14 protein-coding genes and 1 CRISPR repeat array are annotated in these 20,119 nt (G+C 35.4%); of the genes, 9 read left to right on the top strand and 5 right to left on the bottom strand.

Annotated elements, in window-relative coordinates:
- Nucleotides 1–105 precede the first annotated feature (105 nt).
- From GVN22_RS23885 to GVN22_RS23865, 5 genes are all read left to right on the top strand, one after another.
- Nucleotides 106–1,116 carry a YhcG family protein gene (locus tag GVN22_RS23885; RefSeq protein WP_166553521.1) on the top strand — a complete coding sequence of 337 codons (1,011 nt, stop codon included), beginning with the start codon at nucleotides 106–108 and terminating at the stop codon, nucleotides 1,114–1,116.
- 261 nt (nucleotides 1,117–1,377) lie between these two features.
- Nucleotides 1,378–1,818, top strand: coding sequence for a DUF4844 domain-containing protein (locus GVN22_RS23880; RefSeq protein WP_240915756.1), 441 nt, complete (start codon nucleotides 1,378–1,380; stop codon nucleotides 1,816–1,818).
- Nucleotides 1,819–1,856: 38 nt separating this feature from the next.
- Nucleotides 1,857–2,276 (top strand): hypothetical protein, encoded by a 420-nt coding sequence (locus tag GVN22_RS23875; RefSeq protein WP_166553520.1) that lies wholly within the window; start codon nucleotides 1,857–1,859, stop codon nucleotides 2,274–2,276.
- A gap of 241 nt (nucleotides 2,277–2,517) precedes the next feature.
- Nucleotides 2,518–3,249, top strand: a complete 732-nt coding sequence (locus GVN22_RS23870; RefSeq protein ID WP_166553519.1) for a hypothetical protein — start codon at nucleotides 2,518–2,520, stop codon at nucleotides 3,247–3,249.
- Between the two features lie 51 nt (nucleotides 3,250–3,300).
- Entirely contained in the window at nucleotides 3,301–3,588 is a 288-nt protein-coding gene (locus GVN22_RS23865; RefSeq protein ID WP_166553518.1) for a DUF2695 domain-containing protein, read from the top strand.
- 186 nt (nucleotides 3,589–3,774) lie between these two features.
- Here GVN22_RS23865 and GVN22_RS23860 read toward each other — a convergent pair whose 3' ends face one another.
- Both GVN22_RS23860 and GVN22_RS23855 read right to left on the bottom strand, forming a co-directional pair.
- Nucleotides 3,775–4,686, bottom strand: coding sequence for a hypothetical protein (locus GVN22_RS23860; RefSeq protein WP_166553517.1), 912 nt, complete (start codon nucleotides 4,684–4,686; stop codon nucleotides 3,775–3,777).
- Between the two features lie 6 nt (nucleotides 4,687–4,692).
- Nucleotides 4,693–5,646 carry a ParA family protein gene (locus tag GVN22_RS23855; RefSeq protein WP_095168039.1) on the bottom strand — a complete coding sequence of 318 codons (954 nt, stop codon included), beginning with the start codon at nucleotides 5,644–5,646 and terminating at the stop codon, nucleotides 4,693–4,695.
- An 857-nt stretch (nucleotides 5,647–6,503) separates the two neighbouring features.
- On the opposite strand from GVN22_RS23855, the gene GVN22_RS23850 reads away from it, so the two are divergent.
- Nucleotides 6,504–7,511, top strand: a complete 1,008-nt coding sequence (locus GVN22_RS23850) for a replication initiation protein (protein ID WP_166553516.1) — start codon at nucleotides 6,504–6,506, stop codon at nucleotides 7,509–7,511.
- A gap of 191 nt (nucleotides 7,512–7,702) precedes the next feature.
- Nucleotides 7,703–10,674: direct repeats of the CRISPR family, unit length 37 nt; unit sequence GTCTTAATCCTTGTTTTTGTGGAAGTACCATTCTGAC.
- A gap of 223 nt (nucleotides 10,675–10,897) precedes the next feature.
- Here the strand turns inward: GVN22_RS23850 and GVN22_RS23845 are convergent.
- The 3 genes from GVN22_RS23845 to GVN22_RS28485 all read right to left on the bottom strand — a co-directional run bounded on the left by GVN22_RS23845 (nucleotide 10,898) and on the right by GVN22_RS28485 (nucleotide 14,602).
- Nucleotides 10,898–11,740 (bottom strand): hypothetical protein, encoded by an 843-nt coding sequence (locus tag GVN22_RS23845; RefSeq protein WP_166553515.1) that lies wholly within the window; start codon nucleotides 11,738–11,740, stop codon nucleotides 10,898–10,900.
- 100 nt (nucleotides 11,741–11,840) lie between these two features.
- Nucleotides 11,841–13,100, bottom strand: a complete 1,260-nt coding sequence (locus tag GVN22_RS23840) for a hypothetical protein (RefSeq protein ID WP_166553514.1) — start codon at nucleotides 13,098–13,100, stop codon at nucleotides 11,841–11,843.
- A gap of 161 nt (nucleotides 13,101–13,261) precedes the next feature.
- Entirely contained in the window at nucleotides 13,262–14,602 is a 1,341-nt protein-coding gene (locus GVN22_RS28485) for an ATP-dependent RecD-like DNA helicase (protein ID WP_370520475.1), read from the bottom strand.
- A gap of 130 nt (nucleotides 14,603–14,732) precedes the next feature.
- Between GVN22_RS28485 and GVN22_RS23830 the strand changes: the two genes are divergently transcribed.
- The 3 genes from GVN22_RS23830 (at nucleotide 14,733) to GVN22_RS23820 (ending at nucleotide 20,116) form a co-directional block, all read left to right on the top strand.
- Nucleotides 14,733–15,749 (top strand): YafY family protein, encoded by a 1,017-nt coding sequence (locus GVN22_RS23830; protein WP_166553512.1) that lies wholly within the window; start codon nucleotides 14,733–14,735, stop codon nucleotides 15,747–15,749.
- Between the two features lie 202 nt (nucleotides 15,750–15,951).
- Nucleotides 15,952–16,689, top strand: a complete 738-nt coding sequence (locus GVN22_RS23825; RefSeq protein WP_166553511.1) for a GntR family transcriptional regulator — start codon at nucleotides 15,952–15,954, stop codon at nucleotides 16,687–16,689.
- 742 nt (nucleotides 16,690–17,431) lie between these two features.
- On the top strand, nucleotides 17,432–20,116 hold the full coding sequence (locus tag GVN22_RS23820; protein ID WP_166553510.1) for an ROK family protein: 2,685 nt from the start codon (nucleotides 17,432–17,434) through the stop codon (nucleotides 20,114–20,116).
- The last annotated feature ends 3 nt before the right edge of the window (nucleotides 20,117–20,119 follow it).

Here is a 20,119-nt window from a genome sequence, read left to right as displayed (position 1 = left end):
TATATGTTTGGCAACACAAATTTACTGACCTATGATTTTACTATCTCTGTTTTTTTAACCCAATATTCGCATTATTAACTAATATTTAAACCCACACAATCTTCAATGGAATTAATAAACACTACACTTGTTAGCCAAATTAAAGCTGTTATTAAAGAAGCACAAGAAAGAGCTATTCGAGCAGTTGATCACGAACGTACACTCATGTACTGGCATATCGGTAAGTACATTTTTGAAGAAGAACAGCAAGGAAAAGACCGTGCTGAGTATGGGAAACATCTTATCGATTTTTTGGCGATACAATTAGAGCCAGAATTTGGAAGCGGTTTTGGAAGACGACAATTATACTTATTTGTTCAGTTTTTCAAGGCTTTTCCAATTGTGAACGCACTGCGTTCACAATTGAACTGGACTCAATATCGCTTACTTTCTAGAATTGAAGATACCGATAAAAGAGCTTTCTATATCGCAGAAAGTATCAAAAATCATTGGACTTCTCGACAACTCGAACGCCAAATTAATAGCCTTTTGTACGAAAGACTTTTAATGAGTAATGACAAAGAAAGTGTACTGGCAGTCGCCAATGGTGAAAAACAGGTTTCGGAAGCGAAAGAGATTATCAAAGACCCTATGGTTTTGGAATTTTTGGGACTCAAACGAGAAAGTAGCTATTACGAAAAAGATTTGGAACAAGCTATCATTACGCACTTACAGGAGTTTTTGCTAGAAATGGGAAATGGTTTCTCATTTGTGGCTCGACAAAAACGTATCTTATTAGAAGATGATGAGTTTTTTGTGGATTTAGTATTTTATAATCGCCTATTGCAATGTTTTGTAATCATCGAAATCAAAACCCATAAATTGACTCATCAAGACGTAGGACAATTACAGATGTATGTCAATTATTATGACCGAGTAGAACGGTTAGCCCACGAAAACCCAACAATTGGTATTTTGTTGTGTACTGATAAAAATGATACTGTAGTAAAATTCAGCTTGCCTGAAAATCAAAAGCATATTGTTGCTAGCAAATATGAGTTGATATTACCAACCGAAACGCAATTGAAACAAGCCATTGAAACGGAATTAGAAAAATATCCTACACATGAGCAATAGTTAGGAATTAGCACTATTTGATCTAAGCTGTTACCCAATTATATACTTTTTTATGAATGGAAACGAGAGTCTATTTGGATTAGACTCCCGTTTTATTTTAAGGTAATTCATACCCATAATCTATAACTTATTGACTTTGGTTAAGAAAATTTAATCCTGCTTCAAACATTAGCCTATATCCTCTACGGAGGCAGATATACACCATAAAATTTATTTATATTGCGGGATATAAACTCGTATTAACACATTAAAAAACGCCCCTTGAAACAGCTAATAAACATAATAATCGGACTCTCCTTTCTTCTTTTCACAGCTTGTGGGCAAGGAAAAATAAAAACACCAGAAAACGCAATGATAAAATTTGAAGAGTTTAAGAGCAAAGAAAAATTTTCGAAAGACAGTAAACTTTATTATCCAGGAATTGGCGACCCAACCTTAAAACCTATTCTGACTGAAAAAATTAATCTTGCAGCAGACGATTTTAAAAAACTTGCTGAAAAGGACAATTCAACCGATACAGAATACCAGAACGCAATAAAAAACGGACTTGAACGATTTGCCAACCTCTATTTACAACTTGACACAGAAGACAGAGAAAGAGTATGTAGTTACTTTGAAGAACTGATGGATATTGTAGGACTTGAAAGTTCAGATGGACACTTAAACAACTTTATGTATGGATTTGACCCGACATCAAAGTAGTAATATGACTACCAAAAATGTAAATCATTTACTAAAGTATGAAATCAAAAAACATAGGATTATTATTGGTACTTCTTTGTTCGTTTGAAAGTTGTAATCATCAAAAGGAAGGTGTTAGTAATAGTACAACGTACAAATTTCACACTGAAATACCTTTGGGTACTCATGTAAATGGGTATGCACATTATATCTATATTGGCAACTATGATGTAAAAACTAAAAGAGATACATTATTTTTATTGGATAAGGCAATGATGTATGTAGATACGGTTAGATATGCAAAGCCCGTAACTAGTATCGCTTATGTTAATAACATTGATAATTTCCCTAAATCAATGGACGATCAAGATGCTAATGAGATAAGAAAGCATACGATATTTTATATTTCTTTCAACGAGGATAGTTTATTGAAAAGAAAGTATTTTATAAACGGATTTTACAACGAAGTCAAAAAATAACTTATGCGTCGCATAGAAGAGTGTTTGAACGTATGTACTTAAATGGTGATTATTACTGCCGTCGTTAGCAGTTTAGTGACAATACCAACGCCTGCATCGGCATAACGGACTCCCCAGACTTTGACGAAATTTATGTTGAATCTGCTGGACTTGACACAGAAACAATAACGAAAATAAAAAACTCCCAGTAAGCAACCCCAAACGCTATTCAATAGTGATAATCTTCAAAAAAACACCTATTATGGGACGACCTCTTCATGACATAACAATATACTACCATGGTACTTTAATAAAAAATACACCCGAAGATTTGGAGTTTCAAAGGACGTTAAACTACATTTCAGACTTCTATCATAATTCTTTAGATGGTTACAAACCACCAAAAACAAGCAGAATAACTTTACATGTTGGACCAAATATTAGTTTGGCTGGACCAAGATATTTTGGAGCAATTTGTATATATGATAAAATATTCAATGAAGAAGAATATCTAAGTTTATCAAAGCATGGAAAGTACAAGTATATTCTGGACTTACTTCATTTTGCTGTATTGGAACTATCAGAAACTTATGGTTGGGACAAATCAGTTTTCATTAATTCCTACAACCATATAATGGCAAGTCAATTCAAATTTGAAAGAGTTTATCCCCCAAAAATATCAAGAGATAGGAAATCTACAGGGCAAGTTTTACTCACCAAAAGTGTAGATCAATCGATTTTAAGCATACAAATACAATCTGATGGAAAAACTATCAATAAGATCTTGATCGAAAAGAAGAATTGGTTTTGGGATGACATGATTTATGAATACTCAAAAACGTGTAAATGGTTAGATAACACCAAGTTTGGGATAAAAGACTATCATCGACAATGCTACTATTCTATGCAAGATGATAATGTTTTTAACAACTTGTTGACTGAAGAGGATTTCGGTTGTGCAAACCTAGGGCGTCTTACTTCCAATAAACTTTAGTGATAAAATTGAAACTTTGTACGCTAATTACAACCTCAAACACTTCTAATTATGGATGAAAAGCAACGAAAAAAAGAGCTTATTAAAGAGTTTAAACAAAAACAGAGAGAAATATTTGAACAAAGTTTACCGATGGAAAGAGTACTTTTTGAAAAGCTCTTTGACTACCTCGACATTAAACTTGAAGAGAACGAATGTGACGACACTAACAAACTTACAAGGGAATTTTTAACGAAGAATAAAATTGAAAATAATCAAGCCGTTTTAAATTGGTTGTCAGAAAATGGTGGTTATTGTGATTGCGAAATTTTAGCAAATATTGAAGAAAAATTCGATTAGGATGGAAAAGTTTAAAATCGTTATGAAAAAGCATTAAGCCAAAGATAGCTTTTCAATCCCTCTCGCTCAATTGATATTTCACTTATTCTTCCTACCATGCGGTTCATTTTGAACCGCATGGTAGGAAGAATATAATTTGGGGTCATAAGGTTCAAATTGAACCTTATGACCCCAAATTATTTCTTTTTAAGATAACAAGCTTTCGAAGCTATTGATAATATCTTGAAGCTCAGACAAATACTTCTTATCCTTGTTCTGGTAAAACTCATTAGCTGTTTTAAGTAATTTCTGATAATGAGTATCAAACGGAGAAACGTTTTTCGTTTCTGCTAAAGCTACAGGCTTTGAAACTGTACTTTCTAGCTGCTCAATACTTGTAATAGGTTCTTCAAGAGTAACCTCATTCGCTAATGCCTGAATTGTTCCTTTTGAGACTTTTTTCTTTCCAGTCAAAATTTCATTTCTTAGCTCGGTGTCAAGTTTGTTTAGCCCTTTGGCAAACGCCGCATCTCGTTTAATCGTTGAACGCCCTACGTTAAATTCTTTTGAGAGTCTTTCAGCAGTATCGCCTTTTTCCGTAGAATCATAAGGTTCATTTTGAACCGCATGGTTTTGACGGTCATATCTACCTATTTCATTTTTCTCATTTAAAAAACGTAGTCCTCTAAAATAGGATACTTGCTCAGGAGTAAGGTTTCTTCGTCCCAACTGAAGGTCAATCATGTATTCTTTGACTTGTTGCAAAGAATCAAAAGACATTAATTGAACACTGAAGGAAATACCATTCTTCTTACAAATTTCATATCGGTTATGACCATCCACGAGTACATATTGTGGAGCAGAAGGATTTTCTGAGTTAGAATCGATTACTCCCGCAGTGGTTTCCCAAACAGTGAGAGCATCTCGACAGCCATTTTTGATAATATTACTTTCGAGCTGAGAGAACTCATCTACACCGAGTGGTGGAATAAGCACTCGAAGCTCTTCAATAATCTGAATATTATTTTTGACAGACTCGCTATTAATCAGTTGATTATTACTAAAAGTTTCTTTGGTCTTGCTGGCAATCAAACTGCCAATATTTATCTTTTTAGCCATGACGCACTATTTTAAAAACTGTAAATAATCAATATACTCAGCACAAAAAGCGGTATAAAGATGGGCTGCCTCCGAATGATTAGCAAATTTTGAGATGGTATTCCCTGCCACTTGTGCTTTCTGAAAATCTACCAAATGCTTTATTTCTGTATTGAATATACGTAAAGGCAAATTATGACGCACCGCCTCTTTGATACCATCGTGCACACTATTCTTTTTGACCATCGTGAATACTAAGCCATCAATTTCAAGCATAGGATTCAAATTCTTCTTTATTTCATGGATTTTCTCCAAAAGAGAGTTTACTCCTTTCATGGCCGCCATTTCGGGCTGCATAGTAATAAGACAAGAATCTGAAGCATACAACGCCGATACGGTTAGTTTACCCAAGGATGGTGGACAGTCAATTAGAATATAGTCATATTTAGTCAGTAGGGGAGTCATACGATTTTTCAAACGTAAATCACCTCCAGGTACAAGAATTAACTGATATTCGGCATTCCCTAAATCTATATCACTTGGCGACAAGTCCAAACCTTCCTGTAGCTCGATGGTAGGGAAATCTGCATCATGAATCAAGGCATCGGCTACCTGAGATTCAGGTTGTTCGATACCCAAAATTTGGCTAAGGTTACCTTGAGGGTCCAAGTCAACCATCAATACCTTAAAACCTTTATTTGCTAATGCTTCACCAAGCGAACAAACCGTGGTAGTTTTTCCTACACCACCTTTATGATTGATTACCGAAACAACTCTGGCTTTTTGATAAAGATCATCTCTATAACCATAGTCACGAAGAACGCCATCTAATGCTACTAAATGCTTTTCGCTGAGTTGACGCCCTTTGGATAAAGCTTGTGCAATAGTTCCTGAAGGGATAGAAGCTTGTTTTTCGACAGCCGCTACAGATATGGCTGGTCGATGTCTCAAAAACTTTAACGCATTTTCTTGTGTAAGCATTTGAATATTTTTTTGTAGTAAAGTTATGACAAATATAAAATAAAATGTCATAACTTTACTACAAAAAAAAGGAATATTTATGGATTTTTTTGATAGAATAAACTCATAAGTGTTGCAAGGCGAGTTTTTTGGAAGAGATACCATTGTATTTCCAAAAAACTCGCCTTGCAACATCATTACTAAATCAATTTACTTCATAAAACGAGTTTTTTGGAAAATTATGTAGCCTAAAAGCCTTGCAAAATGGTACAATTGAATCAAAAACCTAATCTGAGATTAGATTTCAATACTCTAAGGCGAGTTTTTTGGAAAAATGATGATTAATTTTCCAAAAAACTCGCCTTAGAGTACCAAGCAACACTATTCTCGTAACAAAAAACCTTAAAACCTTCCAAAAAACTCGCTTTAGCACTGTATTTAAAAGTACAGATAATATCACAAATATCGTAAGGCGAGTTTTTTGGAAATCGCAACAGCAAATTTGCATCAAAAGGCTAGAACATAAAAAGCCTACTAATCAGTGGGTTAAAAAGCTAAGGCGAGTTTTTTGGAAACTTCGGAATTATATATTTTTCAAAAAAGCATTTAAAGGAAAAAAGCTTAAGTTCTGGGAAAATTAATTAAATACTATTATTTTTAGTAATACTCTTTTGATTTTTATATTTCTCATATATTATTTGATTGATTTAGGGGCTCATAACTAATTGATAATCAAATTATTGCAAGCCGTAAGGCGAGTTTTTTGGAAGCGTAAGGCGAGTTTTTTGGAAATTTTCTTCTTCGTAAGGCGAGTTTTTTGGAAGCTAAGGCGAGTTTTTTGGAAATTTCATCAACTTTAATAATCTTGGAATAATACAATGGCACATACAGAACTTGAAGAAGAACACTATTACGAACATCCTTATACACCTAACAGGAGAGATAATTATTTACCCAATAGAATGGTTATAAGCAATACCCAATTCTCTAGGGTGGAACAACGTCTATTTGAATATTTCATTAATCAAATAGATCATAATTCTATTAATATCAAACATGGGATTTCAGTTAAAATACCTATTACAAAAATTAGAGAAACGGTTAAAGTAGAACAGGTATTAGCCGTTACACGCTCAATGGCTCAAAAGGTTATGACATTTTTTGATATGTCGAAATCACATATAGAGTTTAAGCATGTACCTCTATTTTCAAGCATCAGTTTTAATGAAGACAACTCTGGTTACCTAGAATTTCGCTCCAATGCTCAATTATCGCCGTATTTAGCCTCGCTGGGTACACAGTACACGCGTTATGACTTTAAAACAATCTTAGCTTTTCGATCGATATACTCCACGATTATGTATAAGATTGTAAAGCTACATTTAGGGCAAAACCGTACGAAGTTTATTTACAGCATAGACGAGCTTCGTCGTCTTTTTCAGGTAGAAGAAAAGAAGTATACCAACCTCAATGACTTTAAGAAATATGTATTAGAACCTGCCCGAAAGGAATTAGCCTCGACCGAGAAATTTCCCATTGTGGTAGAATACGAGCATTTGGGCAACAAACAGCGCAATGTGACACATTTAGAGTTTACAATCGTGACTCAATGGGAATTGAGCCAATTAGAGCAGCAAGAATATCGTGACGCAGTTACATTGAATCCATCACTAGTTTATGCAAAACTTGAGGAAATCATAGACCAACAATATCTAATCAAAAAAGAAACGAAACAAATCATTTTGAGTAACGCAACCTTGATAGACAAGTTTGTAACAATCCACATCGAATTTGAAAATGGACTACATCCTAAAGTCAAAAACAAAACGGCATATATTTTGGCTTGTTTGGATTTAGTGAAGAAGAAAACAACACGGTCGAAATAGGAGAGACATAAGTAGTCATATCGTAAAAGCAGCCCTCAGAGGAATATCAAACGAGGAATAAGTATCAAATAACTATGATGCCTATTCTTCGTTTTGCCAGTTTATGGATAAATGTAATTGAGAGCTAAGAGGAAAATTCATATCCAACATACATTGATTTCTTATCATTTCATTTCTTCATTTGCCCTCCTATTCTTAATCCTTGTTTTGTGGAAGTACCATTCTGACAAATCAATTATCAGTTTCTATACATGGGCAATCATGTCTTAATCCTTGTTTTTGTGGAAGTACCATTCTGACCAAAGAAAAAAATTTTGTTAGTGTTGCTAAAGCAGTTAGAGTCTTAATCCTTGTTTTTGTGGAAGTACCATTCTGACTTCAATCAAATAAACATTAGTGCTGAGTTTTCCTATAGTCTTAATCCTTGTTTTTGTGGAAGTACCATTCTGACTTTACATTTAGTAAAAACGTTTTTTCCAGAAATTTTACCGTGTCTTAATCCTTGTTTTTGTGGAAGTACCATTCTGACTTGGAGTTCGATACTCCAGAGAAGGTGGGTAATAAGAAGGTCTTAATCCTTGTTTTTGTGGAAGTACCATTCTGACCTTAGCACAAGCCTACTTTCATAATGATATTGACACTAACAAGTCTTAATCCTTGTTTTTGTGGAAGTACCATTCTGACCTTAGCACAAGCCTACTTTCATAATGATATTGACACTAACAAGTCTTAATCCTTGTTTTTGTGGAAGTACCATTCTGACATTTTTATGCGCAATTGCTGGTATTTTGCTTGCATTCTCAGTCTTAATCCTTGTTTTTGTGGAAGTACCATTCTGACTTAATTAAAATAGCTGAAAAGTGTTGCCCAATCATTGAAAGGTCTTAATCCTTGTTTTTGTGGAAGTACCATTCTGACATTATAATACAATTTACCTTATTGACACCCGACAAGGTGAGTCTTAATCCTTGTTTTTGTGGAAGTACCATTCTGACTGAATATGCCGAAAAAATGGGTTTGAAAATCAGGTCTTAATCCTTGTTTTTGTGGAAGTACCATTCTGACAAAATGTCTATTTCTCTAAAAAAGCATCTCAAGATGTCGTCTTAATCCTTGTTTTTGTGGAAGTACCATTCTGACGACAGTTTTGAAGAAATTAGTGAGTTGGTAGCAAATGTGTCTTAATCCTTGTTTTTGTGGAAGTACCATTCTGACTAAATGAATCATCTATTTTAATTAAATCATCAAATTTATGTCTTAATCCTTGTTTTTGTGGAAGTACCATTCTGACGTATTTACAGCTTTATATAAATCTATTCAAGAACAGGAAGTCTTAATCCTTGTTTTTGTGGAAGTACCATTCTGACATATTCAGAATTATATAACTCAGAACATCCTGAAATTCGTCTTAATCCTTGTTTTTGTGGAAGTACCATTCTGACAAACATTTTGCAAGGATAAAGGATTTATTTCAGTGTCTTAATCCTTGTTTTTGTGGAAGTACCATTCTGACATTGATTTTGAAACTATTAACGAAAACCAAATTTTTATTGAGTCTTAATCCTTGTTTTTGTGGAAGTACCATTCTGACATGTGAATTACCATGAACACGAAAAAGATTTTTTAAACTTGGTCTTAATCCTTGTTTTTGTGGAAGTACCATTCTGACACTGTCAAATAGGAGCTAAAAGTTTAAATGTTTGTAAGAGTCTTAATCCTTGTTTTTGTGGAAGTACCATTCTGACTTAATAGAATCACAGGATATAAATTTTTAATATGTCTTAATCCTTGTTTTTGTGGAAGTACCATTCTGACCAAGTAATGAGTATGGAAGACAATTTAGCTTTACCGTCTTAATCCTTGTTTTTGTGGAAGTACCATTCTGACAACTTTATTATCTGAAAGTAAAAACAAAGGAAGCCTGGTCTTAATCCTTGTTTTTGTGGAAGTACCATTCTGACTTTTTGGTTGTTTGTAACCATATAGATATTATGTTTGAGTCTTAATCCTTGTTTTTGTGGAAGTACCATTCTGACTTTTCTAAAATAAATAGAATGAGGATACGTTCATCTGTATGTCTTAATCCTTGTTTTTGTGGAAGTACCATTCTGACTAATTACTCATAACACAACTTATTACTTTTACCGTGATTGTCTTAATCCTTGTTTTTCTGGAAGTACTGCTCTGACGTCTGATTAAAAAAACTGTCAACGAAAAAAACGAGTCTTAATCCTTGTTTTTCTGGAAGTACTGCTCTGACTTACAGAAAGTTTATTTCGGATACATGGTATTATAATAGTCTTAATCCTTGTTTTTCTGGAAGTACTGCTCTGACCGGGTGCAGAACTATGTTTCACTAATCAAGTCAATGGTCTTAATCCTTGTTTTTCTGGAAGTACTGCTCTGACATTCTCGATATGTGCATAAATTCACTGAGAATAAAGAAGTCTTAATCCTTGTTTTTCTGGAAGTACTGCTCTGACTTCTTGTTAGTTTTATTACTTTGTTTACGTTCCAAAACGTGTCTTAATCCTTGTTTTTCTGGAAGTACTGCTCTGACACAACGGGATTCAAAATTATCCCGATATTACAGGAACGTCTTAATCCTTGTTTTTCTGGAAGTACTGCTCTGACCTATTCAAGAAAAGGTAAAAACCTTGATTGACGGTTTGAAGTCTTAATCCTTGTTTTTCTGGAAGTACTGCTCTGACACGCTTCGGTACGACGTTCGACCGCTTTGTTATGCAGTCTTAATCCTTGTTTTTCTGGAAGTACTGCTCTGACGTAATACAACTATTGGATTAGATTTCAATAAGTTGTGTCTTAATCCTTGTTTTTCTGGAAGTACTGCTCTGACTGATTGAAGAAAAATGGCACAATTTTAATGTATTTATTACAGTCTTAATCCTTGTTTTTCTGGAAGTACTGCTCTGACTTTGTCGTATCGCTGATGATATGTACCATATCTTAAAAGAGTCTTAATCCTTGTTTTTCTGGAAGTACTGCTCTGACGGTGAACAGTTACAAAACTGTTTACTGACTTTTATCGGGTCTTAATCCTTGTTTTTCTGGAAGTACTGCTCTGACTTTGTGGAACTGAATTGTTTCCAAATGAGGCTGAATTTTGTCTTAATCCTTGTTTTTCTGGAAGTACTGCTCTGACAGACCCATTTGTTAAGTTTTTAATAATCACTTTATTAGCACTAAAAATATTTGAATTTTTATATCCTATCATTGATTTATTATACCAAAAATGTTCCTAATTTGTTGTCATCAAGCAATATAGACTTTACAAATATACATATTTATAGGGTTATTGTAGGCTGCTTTTAAATAAAAAAAGAGCCAATTTGATTGGCTCTACAGGTGATTTATCTATCAGCATATCACTCTAGTAGTTCGGTGATTTTATCTATATTTCCCCTAGGTTGAATCTGTCGAAGAGATAACTTAGTCTCACTCAACCATTTTTTCCATAATGCTATCAAAAGATCCTGCTCGTCAAGTACTTTACTTTTCGGTTGGATTTCAAATACTTGTACCACAATAGGAGGGAAGCTTTTCTTGATAGGAATCAGTCCTTCGCTGGATTGTGCCAGTTGGGTACGCCAGTTGCTACTTTTACGAAGTCGTGTAATCATTTGAGAATCTGTTCGGCGATTGCCTTGCTGACCTACAAATCGATTTGACTCAAAATCAAAATAACCATCTGTCAAGATGTATAAGTAATTCTGACAGTTTTGTCGAGTATCCTGAGCCAAGTTGTCATTGAAATAACGCCAAATATCAGCACCTCGAAAATGTTGCGATAGGGTTTTTCCAGTGGTAGCTGCCTTGTATAGCTGTTGCAAGCGCTGAGGAAGCTCTTTACGAAATTGATCCAATCGAGTGCGTCTATCTGGTAAGGATAGCTTTTGCATATTGATATACAAGCCCGACGTATAGGTATGTTCGTCAACGCCTCCTTCTTGTGGGACAAGGCTCACTTTGAAAGAGTCATTAGAATAAATCATCATATTTTTACGAACCTGTTGCTCAAAAATTCCAAAAATGGCTTCAATAATTGCCTTATCTCGATTGATCTGATCGCTTGCTAAAAGACGATCCGACAAATCAAGAACCACCAAATAATGATGAGCTTCTTTTTTTTGAGCCGAAGCCCAAACGGTAGCGCACAAAGTCAATAACAAACTGAAAAGGATATTGCGGAAGTAAAAAAATGTCGTCATAGTAATTGGGAGTTAAGAAATGAAAAAATCGATAGTATTGAGGAGTACATCATGTTCATAACACCCACAATGCAGTAATGTGAGTGTTACGAACCAACCACTATTCTGAAAGATAACGACTTCTAAAGTCTTGATATCTTTCTTCACAAAGTCCAAGCAAATCCTGTTTGTTAGGCAGGGTTCCTACCAGCTTTATCCAACCATCATAAAACCTTGAAGCATAATTATCCAATTCAGAGAGACTTACCTTCATGTTCTGCTTACGTTCCGAAAGTCGCGCAATATCGATTTTCAATTGGTTTACTTTGGACATAATCTCACCAAACTCCTTTTTCAAGCCATCTATTTTTTCTCGAATACTTGTAATTTTTTCTTTACGTTTTTCGATTTCAAGTTTGACGACTTGCTCATAATTCGACTTGTTAAGTTCTTCCAACAAAGTAGCGACCACAATTCCCCAAACAATCGTAGAAACAAAACCCATCATCAATACCGCCCAAAAGTCGGGGCTAGCGTACCATGCTAAATCTGTACTATTTTGCCCTATCATAAACTGTAGTTTTTGGTTGGTTGCCTCAATTTTATAAGCAATAATACCATCTAAAACCAGCGTCGATATACCAGCAATCCCTACAAACAACCATCTCTTTTTGCCTTGATATTCTGTATAAAGTTTTTCAATCACCATTGCAAACATCAACAGAGGAATAGGAGCAAACCAATGGAAATTAAACGTAGTAAAAGCATCCTTCGAGAAAATAGCATTGAATACACCTCCTAAGCCTTCGCCTTTTTGCTGGATTTCCTGCAAGGTTGCGTTTATATCTCGTGTCATACCCATATACACCGCACTTATATAAAATGCCATTATGTACACAAAACCAATTGCACTAAAAATGGCTGCACGCCAAAGTGTAAACTGATTCCGTGCAGTAGGCTTCTTGCTCTGATGACGCTCCAGTTTCCACTCATGAATCTCCTCTTCGAGCTCGTCGATAGACTTCTCAAGACTAGGAATAGACACTGCATTGAGGTGTTGTCCTTCCGTACTCAGTGTCACGATTTCCTTTTCTAATACCGCAATCTTCTCATCAAGCTCTCTCCGATGTTTTTCCTGCTGAACCTCGTCAGAATTTTCATCAATGATATGCCCACTTCTGATTTCAAGCAAAGTATTATGCAAAGCATTCGGATTACCCTTATGGTGCATAGACTGCTCGATACCATACTCATTTAAGTTGACCTTAATTACAGGCACATGAGTAGGCAATGAGGTAGATAACACCTGTTCTACAGTCATTTCTGCTGTTGGTAAAACCTCTTCTGTTGTGTTTGGGGCGAAAGTATTGTTAGTCGTCATAATAGTAAAATGTTTAAGATGAAAATAAAAAGATATATCTGTGAGTAGCTTACGAAGGACATCCAGCCATTGCTGATTTGGGATGTTGGATTTCGGATTTAAAAGCTTTTACTTCCGAAATCCAACATCCGATATCCCAAATCGATAGCCTTCATTCCAACTTAAGCGTACCTATGAGAATTATTGGTAAACAACTCCTTGCGAGCACGGGTAACACCTGTGTACAAAAATCTCAGGTCAGGATTTTTAGGCATCCAAGTATTAAAAAATACGGTATTCCACTCGCTACCTTGTGCTTTATGACAAGTCATCGCATGCGCATAACCCAGCTGCATAGCAGACAAATATTCGTCATCACGACTATCCTTTGTCTTTCTGTAAATGGGGTTGTTCTTGTTGGCAGCAGCAAACAATGCTTTCCTTTTTTCGATAGTAATACTTTTAGGGTCTTGAAGATAATCCAAAGAAATAGTCACGTCCACTATCTCAGCCTCTTGTCCACGACTAAATCTTTTCAGACCAACGCGCATAAATTCCATTTCAGCAACTTTATTAATTTTGCCTACATGTTCCACCTGTAAAACCTCACCACTAGGTATATACGTGTTGTGATAACCATAAAAATTACGGCTCGGCACAACCATATCACCAGGTGCTATAGTACCAGTCAAACCAAGTTTTTGACGAACCAAATAATTACACCTGCGAGCATAGTCGTTTGTAAAACTAAGAATCACAGCAGCTCTAGGATTTCTTTCATCAAAGCGCTCTAGGTATAAATTCGTAACCGTTTCTTCTTTGTACATTGGTTTACCAATACTCTCCAAAAATCTACCACCAGTACGAATACTATCACGAATTTCAGTAGCAACTTCCAATATATAAGAACCCTCGGCCTGACGCATCACCTTCGATAGTGATACCTCCGAACAGCGTAAGCCAAACTCACTTCTCAGAAAATCCATATCCAAGGCAGGAGCCGTGTCATATCTATCATATTTGATAGGAGGTAATTGAAATTCATCTCCCACAAAAATGATTTTACTATCCGAATGTCCACTACGAACATAAGCAATCAGGTCCGAGAGCATAGGTGTTTCAGACTCAAAATCGGGAGATTTTTCTACCCTATTACTAATCATCGAGCTCTCATCAATGATATAAATTACCTCACCTTCCACTTGATTCACCTTACGAAGCAGTTTCACACAAGCACGCTCTTCATCCGTTTCTGGTTTGTAAATACCCGAATGAATCGTACCAGCCTGATAATCTGTCTTTTCAGATAAATTCATCGCCGCACAGCCTGTAGGAGCCCAAAGCTCTACTTGTTTTTGCTGATTTTTCAAATAATCTACGACAGCCTTTAGAATAGACGTCTTGCCAGTACCTGCTGCACCCTTCAGAATCAGGGCTTTATCGCCACTTTTCAAGAATGAACTAACAGTTTCCAACGCAAAAGATTGCTCAGTAGTTGGAGAAAAAGGAAGGAAGTGTGAAATTGTGTTATTGAAGGTCGTAAAAGATTAAATACTGTGGGACTATTCCCGATTTGATGGTACAAAGCTACAACGCTCAATACCACTAAATCTCCCGTTGACAAATTGAAATCTTACTATTTATAAAAAAATTATGAGTGAAAACAAAAAATCAACTTCCTACGAAAAGCTCAAAAGAGTCATTTGTTTACACCGAATACTTCGTAATACCAATGAAAGGTCTGGTCTTTCAGGCGAACAACTACTTGAGTATTTATATAGCATTGATGAGATTAGCATAGACGAAAAAACCTTAAGAGATGATTTGAAATTTCTCAGAAATCAACTCGATGCCCCATTACCCCCAAAAGCCAATAAGCACAAAGGGTATTATTATGAAACTCAAGACACCTATTCCCTCTTAGAAAAGCTGGACGGTAAAGTCACGAGCGGAATCATCGAAATAGTCGCCGTTGTTCGTCGCTTCTTTAATAATCATCCCGAAGATTTTATTGGTCTTGAAGACGTTCTACTCAAATTAGAGCAACGTTCCTCGCTCATCAGCAATGAACCCAATGAATATATTGATTTTGAGGAAGTTGACTTACAAGGGCGTGAACATTTGTTACCTCTGTTACAACATATCAGAAGCGGCGATTATCTAACGATGGAATACAAACCTTATCATGAATCCCTGAAAAACTTGGTGGTTTATCCCCTCATGCTCAAAGAATACAACAATCGTTGGTATCTGATTGCATGGGAAGAAGGGGTAGATTATTTATCCAAAATTGCTTTGGATAGAATCAAGTCTTTCAAAAAGACGAGTCATCAATTTAAGTATTCTTCAAATTTTAATATCAAGCAACACTTTGAACCAGTTGTAGGAGTAACAGTTCTTGAGGGAAAAACCATTGAAAACGTGGTATTACGTTCGCATAGTAAAGTCAGAGCACAGTATCTTATTACCAAACCTTTACACAAAAGCCAAAGGCATATAGAGATTTCTGACGATCAATACGAGTTTAGTTTACAAGTAATAGTCAATCCAGAACTCACCACCAAAATACTCGAATACGGTGCAGACCTAGAAGTCATTGAACCCTTACATCTCCGAAAATCCATTAGAAGTATTGCCTCAAAAATGCTTAGTCGATACAAAGAGTCTTGAGTGATGAGTTTTATACATGGCGAGTGTTTCACTGACCAAGGATACAATCTAACTAATCTAAAAGCCTTTGTGGTAAAGTAGTTAGTCAGACCATTTTACATAATACTTGTTGGTAACAAAAAATTTACATTACATTAAAAAAATTAAATTAAAATTTGGCAAAGTTCAATTATGTTGATATGTTTGTACATAATATAATTATATGACTTTAAAAATAGACCATAATAGTAAGTTACCATTACATGTACAGGTAGAAAATTTGATGCGAGAATTGATTTCATCGCCCACTTACAGTAACGGAACAACATTTTTACCAAAAGAAATTGAGTTGGCTAATACCCTTGGAGTTTCAAGAAGTACTATAAGACAAGCAACAAACAAGCTTGAATATGAGGGCTTATTGAAACGAAAAAAAGGGGTAGGAACTAGTGTTGCTGTAAAGAAAAAACTCTCCACTGGATTAGACCATTGGTATAGTTTTACGAATGAGATGAAAGAAAAAGGGATAGATGTATTCAATATCTCCCTCAATGTAGAACTAGTACCAGCGAACGAAACTATTGCTGCTTTTTTTAATATAGAGGTAGGAAGGAAAATTGTAAAACTTTCGAAATTAAAAGGTACTAAAGAAGAGCCAATAGTATATTTTGAAAGCTACTTTCACCCGAGAATAGGAGTTTCATTGAAAGACGATTTCGAGATACCATTATATACTATGCTTGAGGATAAGTATAAAATTAAAGTAGTAAGATCGAATGAAAATATAAGTGCACGATTGGCTGGTAGATATGCTAACAGATTGGGGGTTCAAGCCAGTGAAGCAATTTTAGTACGAGAGCGTTTTGTATATGACCCGGGTGATCGACCTATTGAGTATAATATAGGATACTACCGTTCAGACAAGTTTGTATATTCGATTGATATAAAAAGTAATCAATAACCTTTTCCCAAAATAAATATATTAGAACATTTGAGTAACAATATTGCTGTTTATAAATACAAAAGGAGTACCCAAATAAGCAGTATAATACAAGCTTTTGATACTCTCCAGTTCTCTAGAGACAGCTTATAAGATAATAGTATGATAACTATATCTTAGACAATAAGCCGAAGGTTTTTGGCAAAATAATTCCTCTAAATCAATGAGAACTATTTTGCCAAAAGCCCATAGCTGAAAACCGAAAGCTCAATATTTGACTTTAATTTTGACGACTAACCTGATAGATTAAAATGTAGTTTCTACATTTTTTTTAACAATCAATATGTCCGAACATTTGAACAATATGTATTATTAATAAGAGACAATATAGTAAGTAATCATGTAGAATAAGATTTATTTATGTGTTTAGGCAACAGGCACAAAGCAAAGAGTGTTAAAATGTTTTTAATGACCACAGGCATGCATTTTTCCCAAAGCCCACCGCCGAAAGCCGTTACCTGAAAGCTTAAGTTCTAATCCTGTGTTGTGAATGTAGAATTCAACACTAGTATTTAACATTCCGTATTGATAAAATAGGGGGTATCAAGTATTGTCCAGCAATTAGCAAAGTTTGAGAACAAGTACTAATCATAGGTTTTGAAGGTATTAATAGTCTATTCATAACCTAGGTAGTATCGCTCAGCAAGTGTGTAGATTTGATTACTATAGAAAGTATTCATTAATTTTTTTGCCCAAATTAAATATGTACGAACATTTGAACAAAAAGATAATTTTAGGTGTGGATATTGGAGGTTCACATATATCGGCAGCCCTTATTGATAACAATACAGGAGACTTAATATCGGGCAGTATCAGAAAAAAAATGGTAGATGCACAGGCAAGTTCTTCACAAATTATTGACGAGTGGGTAGAAGCTTTAAATGATTCTCTAAATAGTGTAAATGACTATCATTTATTGGGAATGGGGGTTGCTATGCCAGGTCCATTTAACTACGAGAAAGGGATTTCCTTAATGAAGGATGTGAATAAATACTCTTCTCTTTTTGGAATGGATATAAAAAAGGCTCTAAAACAACAACTACAACTTAGCGACAGTTGCCCAATAGTATTTGAAAATGATGGAGCCTGTTTTGGAATAGGAGAGAGTTTGAGCAATGATATAATCGACAAAAGTCGCGTAATCGCCATAACCTTAGGAACTGGCATAGGTTCTACTTTCCTAGACACTGGTAGAGTAATCAAAAACGATGAAGGTGTTCCATTCAATGGAGAGCTTTATAATCAACCCTACAAAGGAGGGATTATCGAAGACTACGTTTCAAGTAAATGGTTATTGTCTGCCTATAACTCGCTTGCTGGTGGTGCTAAATCAGTCAAAGATATTGCCATGAAGGCGACCGAAGAAAGCGACGAAATTGCAATAAAAGTCTTTCAAGAATTTGGTTTTCATTTAGCAGAAAGCCTAAAACCTTGGATCAATAGCTTCAAACCCGACTGCATAGTTTTGGGTGGAAGTATTGTCAAATCATCCCACTTGTTTATGCCAGAATTTAAGTCTCAAGTCAATCAATCTGGCCAGCAAGTGTCAATTAAAATTTCAGGTCAACTGGAAGAATCAACAATTTTAGGTGCCGCATCACTGGTACTTTCAAAAGTTAAAAAATCAAACATGTCAAGAAAAACAAATCAACCCTTACTCCCAATTTCTAAATCTACTAGTGAACTATCATCGGGCGAATATGATTTATACCCGTCCTTTTCTTTAGGCGAGCATAAAATATTCAAAGGCTATAATACACTAGCTAACTGGATGGTTGGCAAAAAAGCCGTTATGATAGATGGTTTAGCTGGAACGGATTGGGATACTATCCAAGAGCGACTTGCAGAAGAGTTTAAGGTAATAGGAATTAATGTACGATGGGATAAAGCCGAAACTTTTCAACATACACCTGCAACCATAAAAAAACTTACAGAACCTTTTATTGGTAATATTGGAGACGTTTGGGGTACACAGTGTACGTTGGATCTCGCAGACTTTTTCAATAAAGATTTAACAAGCTTTAATCCAGTAGCTGGGGAGCAACTGCATATATTAATTGGTACTGGAGCATCTTTAGCTGGTTGGGATAATTTAGTGTATTTCGACCTACCCAAAAATGAAATCCAGTTTAGAATGAGGGCGGGGCAAAGTGTTAGTTTAATTCCTAATGAAGGATTTGCAAACCCTGAAATTTATAAGCACCTCTATTTTGTTGATTGGGTAATTAACAGAAAACATAGAATAGCCATACAGAAAAAGATTGATATCATTGCCGATAGCCAATGGCAAAACGATATCACATGGGCACATGCGGCATCAATTTATGATGGTTTTGATGAAATGACGAGATCTGTTATTAGAGCAAGACCGTGGTTTGAGCCTGGTGCTTGGGGGGGTCAATGGCTAAAAAATCAGGTGAATGGACTAAACAAAAACGAGGTTAACTACGCTTGGTCTTTTGAGCTCATTGTCCCAGAAAATGGTTTGGTGTTCGAAAGTGATAACAACCACCTTGAGGTTGCCTTCGATTGGCTAATGGATAATCAGGCTAATGCAATATTGGGGGAAGATGTAAAAGTATTTGGTTCAGAGTTTCCTATTCGTTTTGACTTTTTGGATACCATGGATGGCGGAAATCTATCCATACAGTGCCATCCCTCACTTGACTACATTAAAAATGAGTTTGGAGAAAAAATCACACAAGACGAAACTTATTATATACTTGACTGCAAGGAAAACGCACAGGTATTTCTAGGTTTTCAAGACTCTATTGACCCAGAAGAATTCGAAAATGTATTACATGAAAGTACAGAGAAAAAGATTCCTGTAGCTATAACCGACTATGTTCAAGCACATAACGCACAAAAGCATGATTTGTTCCTTATTCCAAATCAAACGATTCACAGTGCAGGGAAAGACAATCTAGTCCTCGAAATCAGTGCGACACCCTACATTTTCACCTTTAAGATGTACGATTGGCTACGTTTAGACCTTGAGGGTAATCCAAGACCGATCAATATTGAACATGCCTTTCGCAACCTCGATTTTTCAAGAAAAGGTGATGTAGTAAAAAATGAGTTGATTTCTAAACCTCAGACTCTTACACAAACCAATGAGTACAGGATAGTCCATTTGCCAACCCATAAAGAGCATTTTTATGATGTACATCGTATCGAATTTAGCAACTCAATTTCGCTAAATACCGATGGTAAATGCTTCATAATGATGCTTGTTGAAGGTCAAGCTATAACAGTGGAAATAGATGGGAAAGCTCCTGTAAGATACAATTATGCCGAAACGTTTATTATCCCTGCTTCAGTAGGCGAATTTACCATCAGTAACCTGACAAATGACGAAATCAAAATAGTTAAAGCATTCTTAAAATAGTAT

This window comes from Cellulophaga sp. BC115SP (assembly GCF_009905545.1).
Lineage (GTDB): Bacteria > Bacteroidota > Bacteroidia > Cytophagales > Spirosomataceae > Flectobacillus > Flectobacillus rivi.
The sequence above is the reverse complement of the archived record's forward strand: the minus strand, read 5'-3'. Positions and strand labels throughout refer to the sequence as shown.

Excerpts from the sequence above, each read along its gene's own strand:
- GVN22_RS23885 (WP_166553521.1), top strand. The coding sequence starts at position 106 with ATGGAATTAATAAACACTACACTTGTTAGCCAAATTAAAGCTGTTATT.
- GVN22_RS23875 (WP_166553520.1), top strand. The coding sequence starts at position 1,857 with ATGAAATCAAAAAACATAGGATTATTATTGGTACTTCTTTGTTCGTTT.
- GVN22_RS23870 (WP_166553519.1), top strand. The coding sequence starts at position 2,518 with ATGGGACGACCTCTTCATGACATAACAATATACTACCATGGTACTTTA.
- GVN22_RS23865 (WP_166553518.1), top strand. The coding sequence starts at position 3,301 with ATGGATGAAAAGCAACGAAAAAAAGAGCTTATTAAAGAGTTTAAACAA.
- GVN22_RS23860 (WP_166553517.1), bottom strand. The coding sequence starts at position 4,686 with ATGGCTAAAAAGATAAATATTGGCAGTTTGATTGCCAGCAAGACCAAA.
- GVN22_RS23855 (WP_095168039.1), bottom strand. The coding sequence starts at position 5,646 with ATGCTTACACAAGAAAATGCGTTAAAGTTTTTGAGACATCGACCAGCC.
- GVN22_RS23850 (WP_166553516.1), top strand. The coding sequence starts at position 6,504 with ATGGCACATACAGAACTTGAAGAAGAACACTATTACGAACATCCTTAT.
- GVN22_RS23845 (WP_166553515.1), bottom strand. The coding sequence starts at position 11,740 with ATGACGACATTTTTTTACTTCCGCAATATCCTTTTCAGTTTGTTATTG.
- GVN22_RS23840 (WP_166553514.1), bottom strand. The coding sequence starts at position 13,100 with ATGACGACTAACAATACTTTCGCCCCAAACACAACAGAAGAGGTTTTA.
- GVN22_RS23830 (WP_166553512.1), top strand. The coding sequence starts at position 14,733 with ATGAGTGAAAACAAAAAATCAACTTCCTACGAAAAGCTCAAAAGAGTC.
- GVN22_RS23825 (WP_166553511.1), top strand. The coding sequence starts at position 15,952 with ATGACTTTAAAAATAGACCATAATAGTAAGTTACCATTACATGTACAG.
- GVN22_RS23820 (WP_166553510.1), top strand. The coding sequence starts at position 17,432 with ATGTACGAACATTTGAACAAAAAGATAATTTTAGGTGTGGATATTGGA.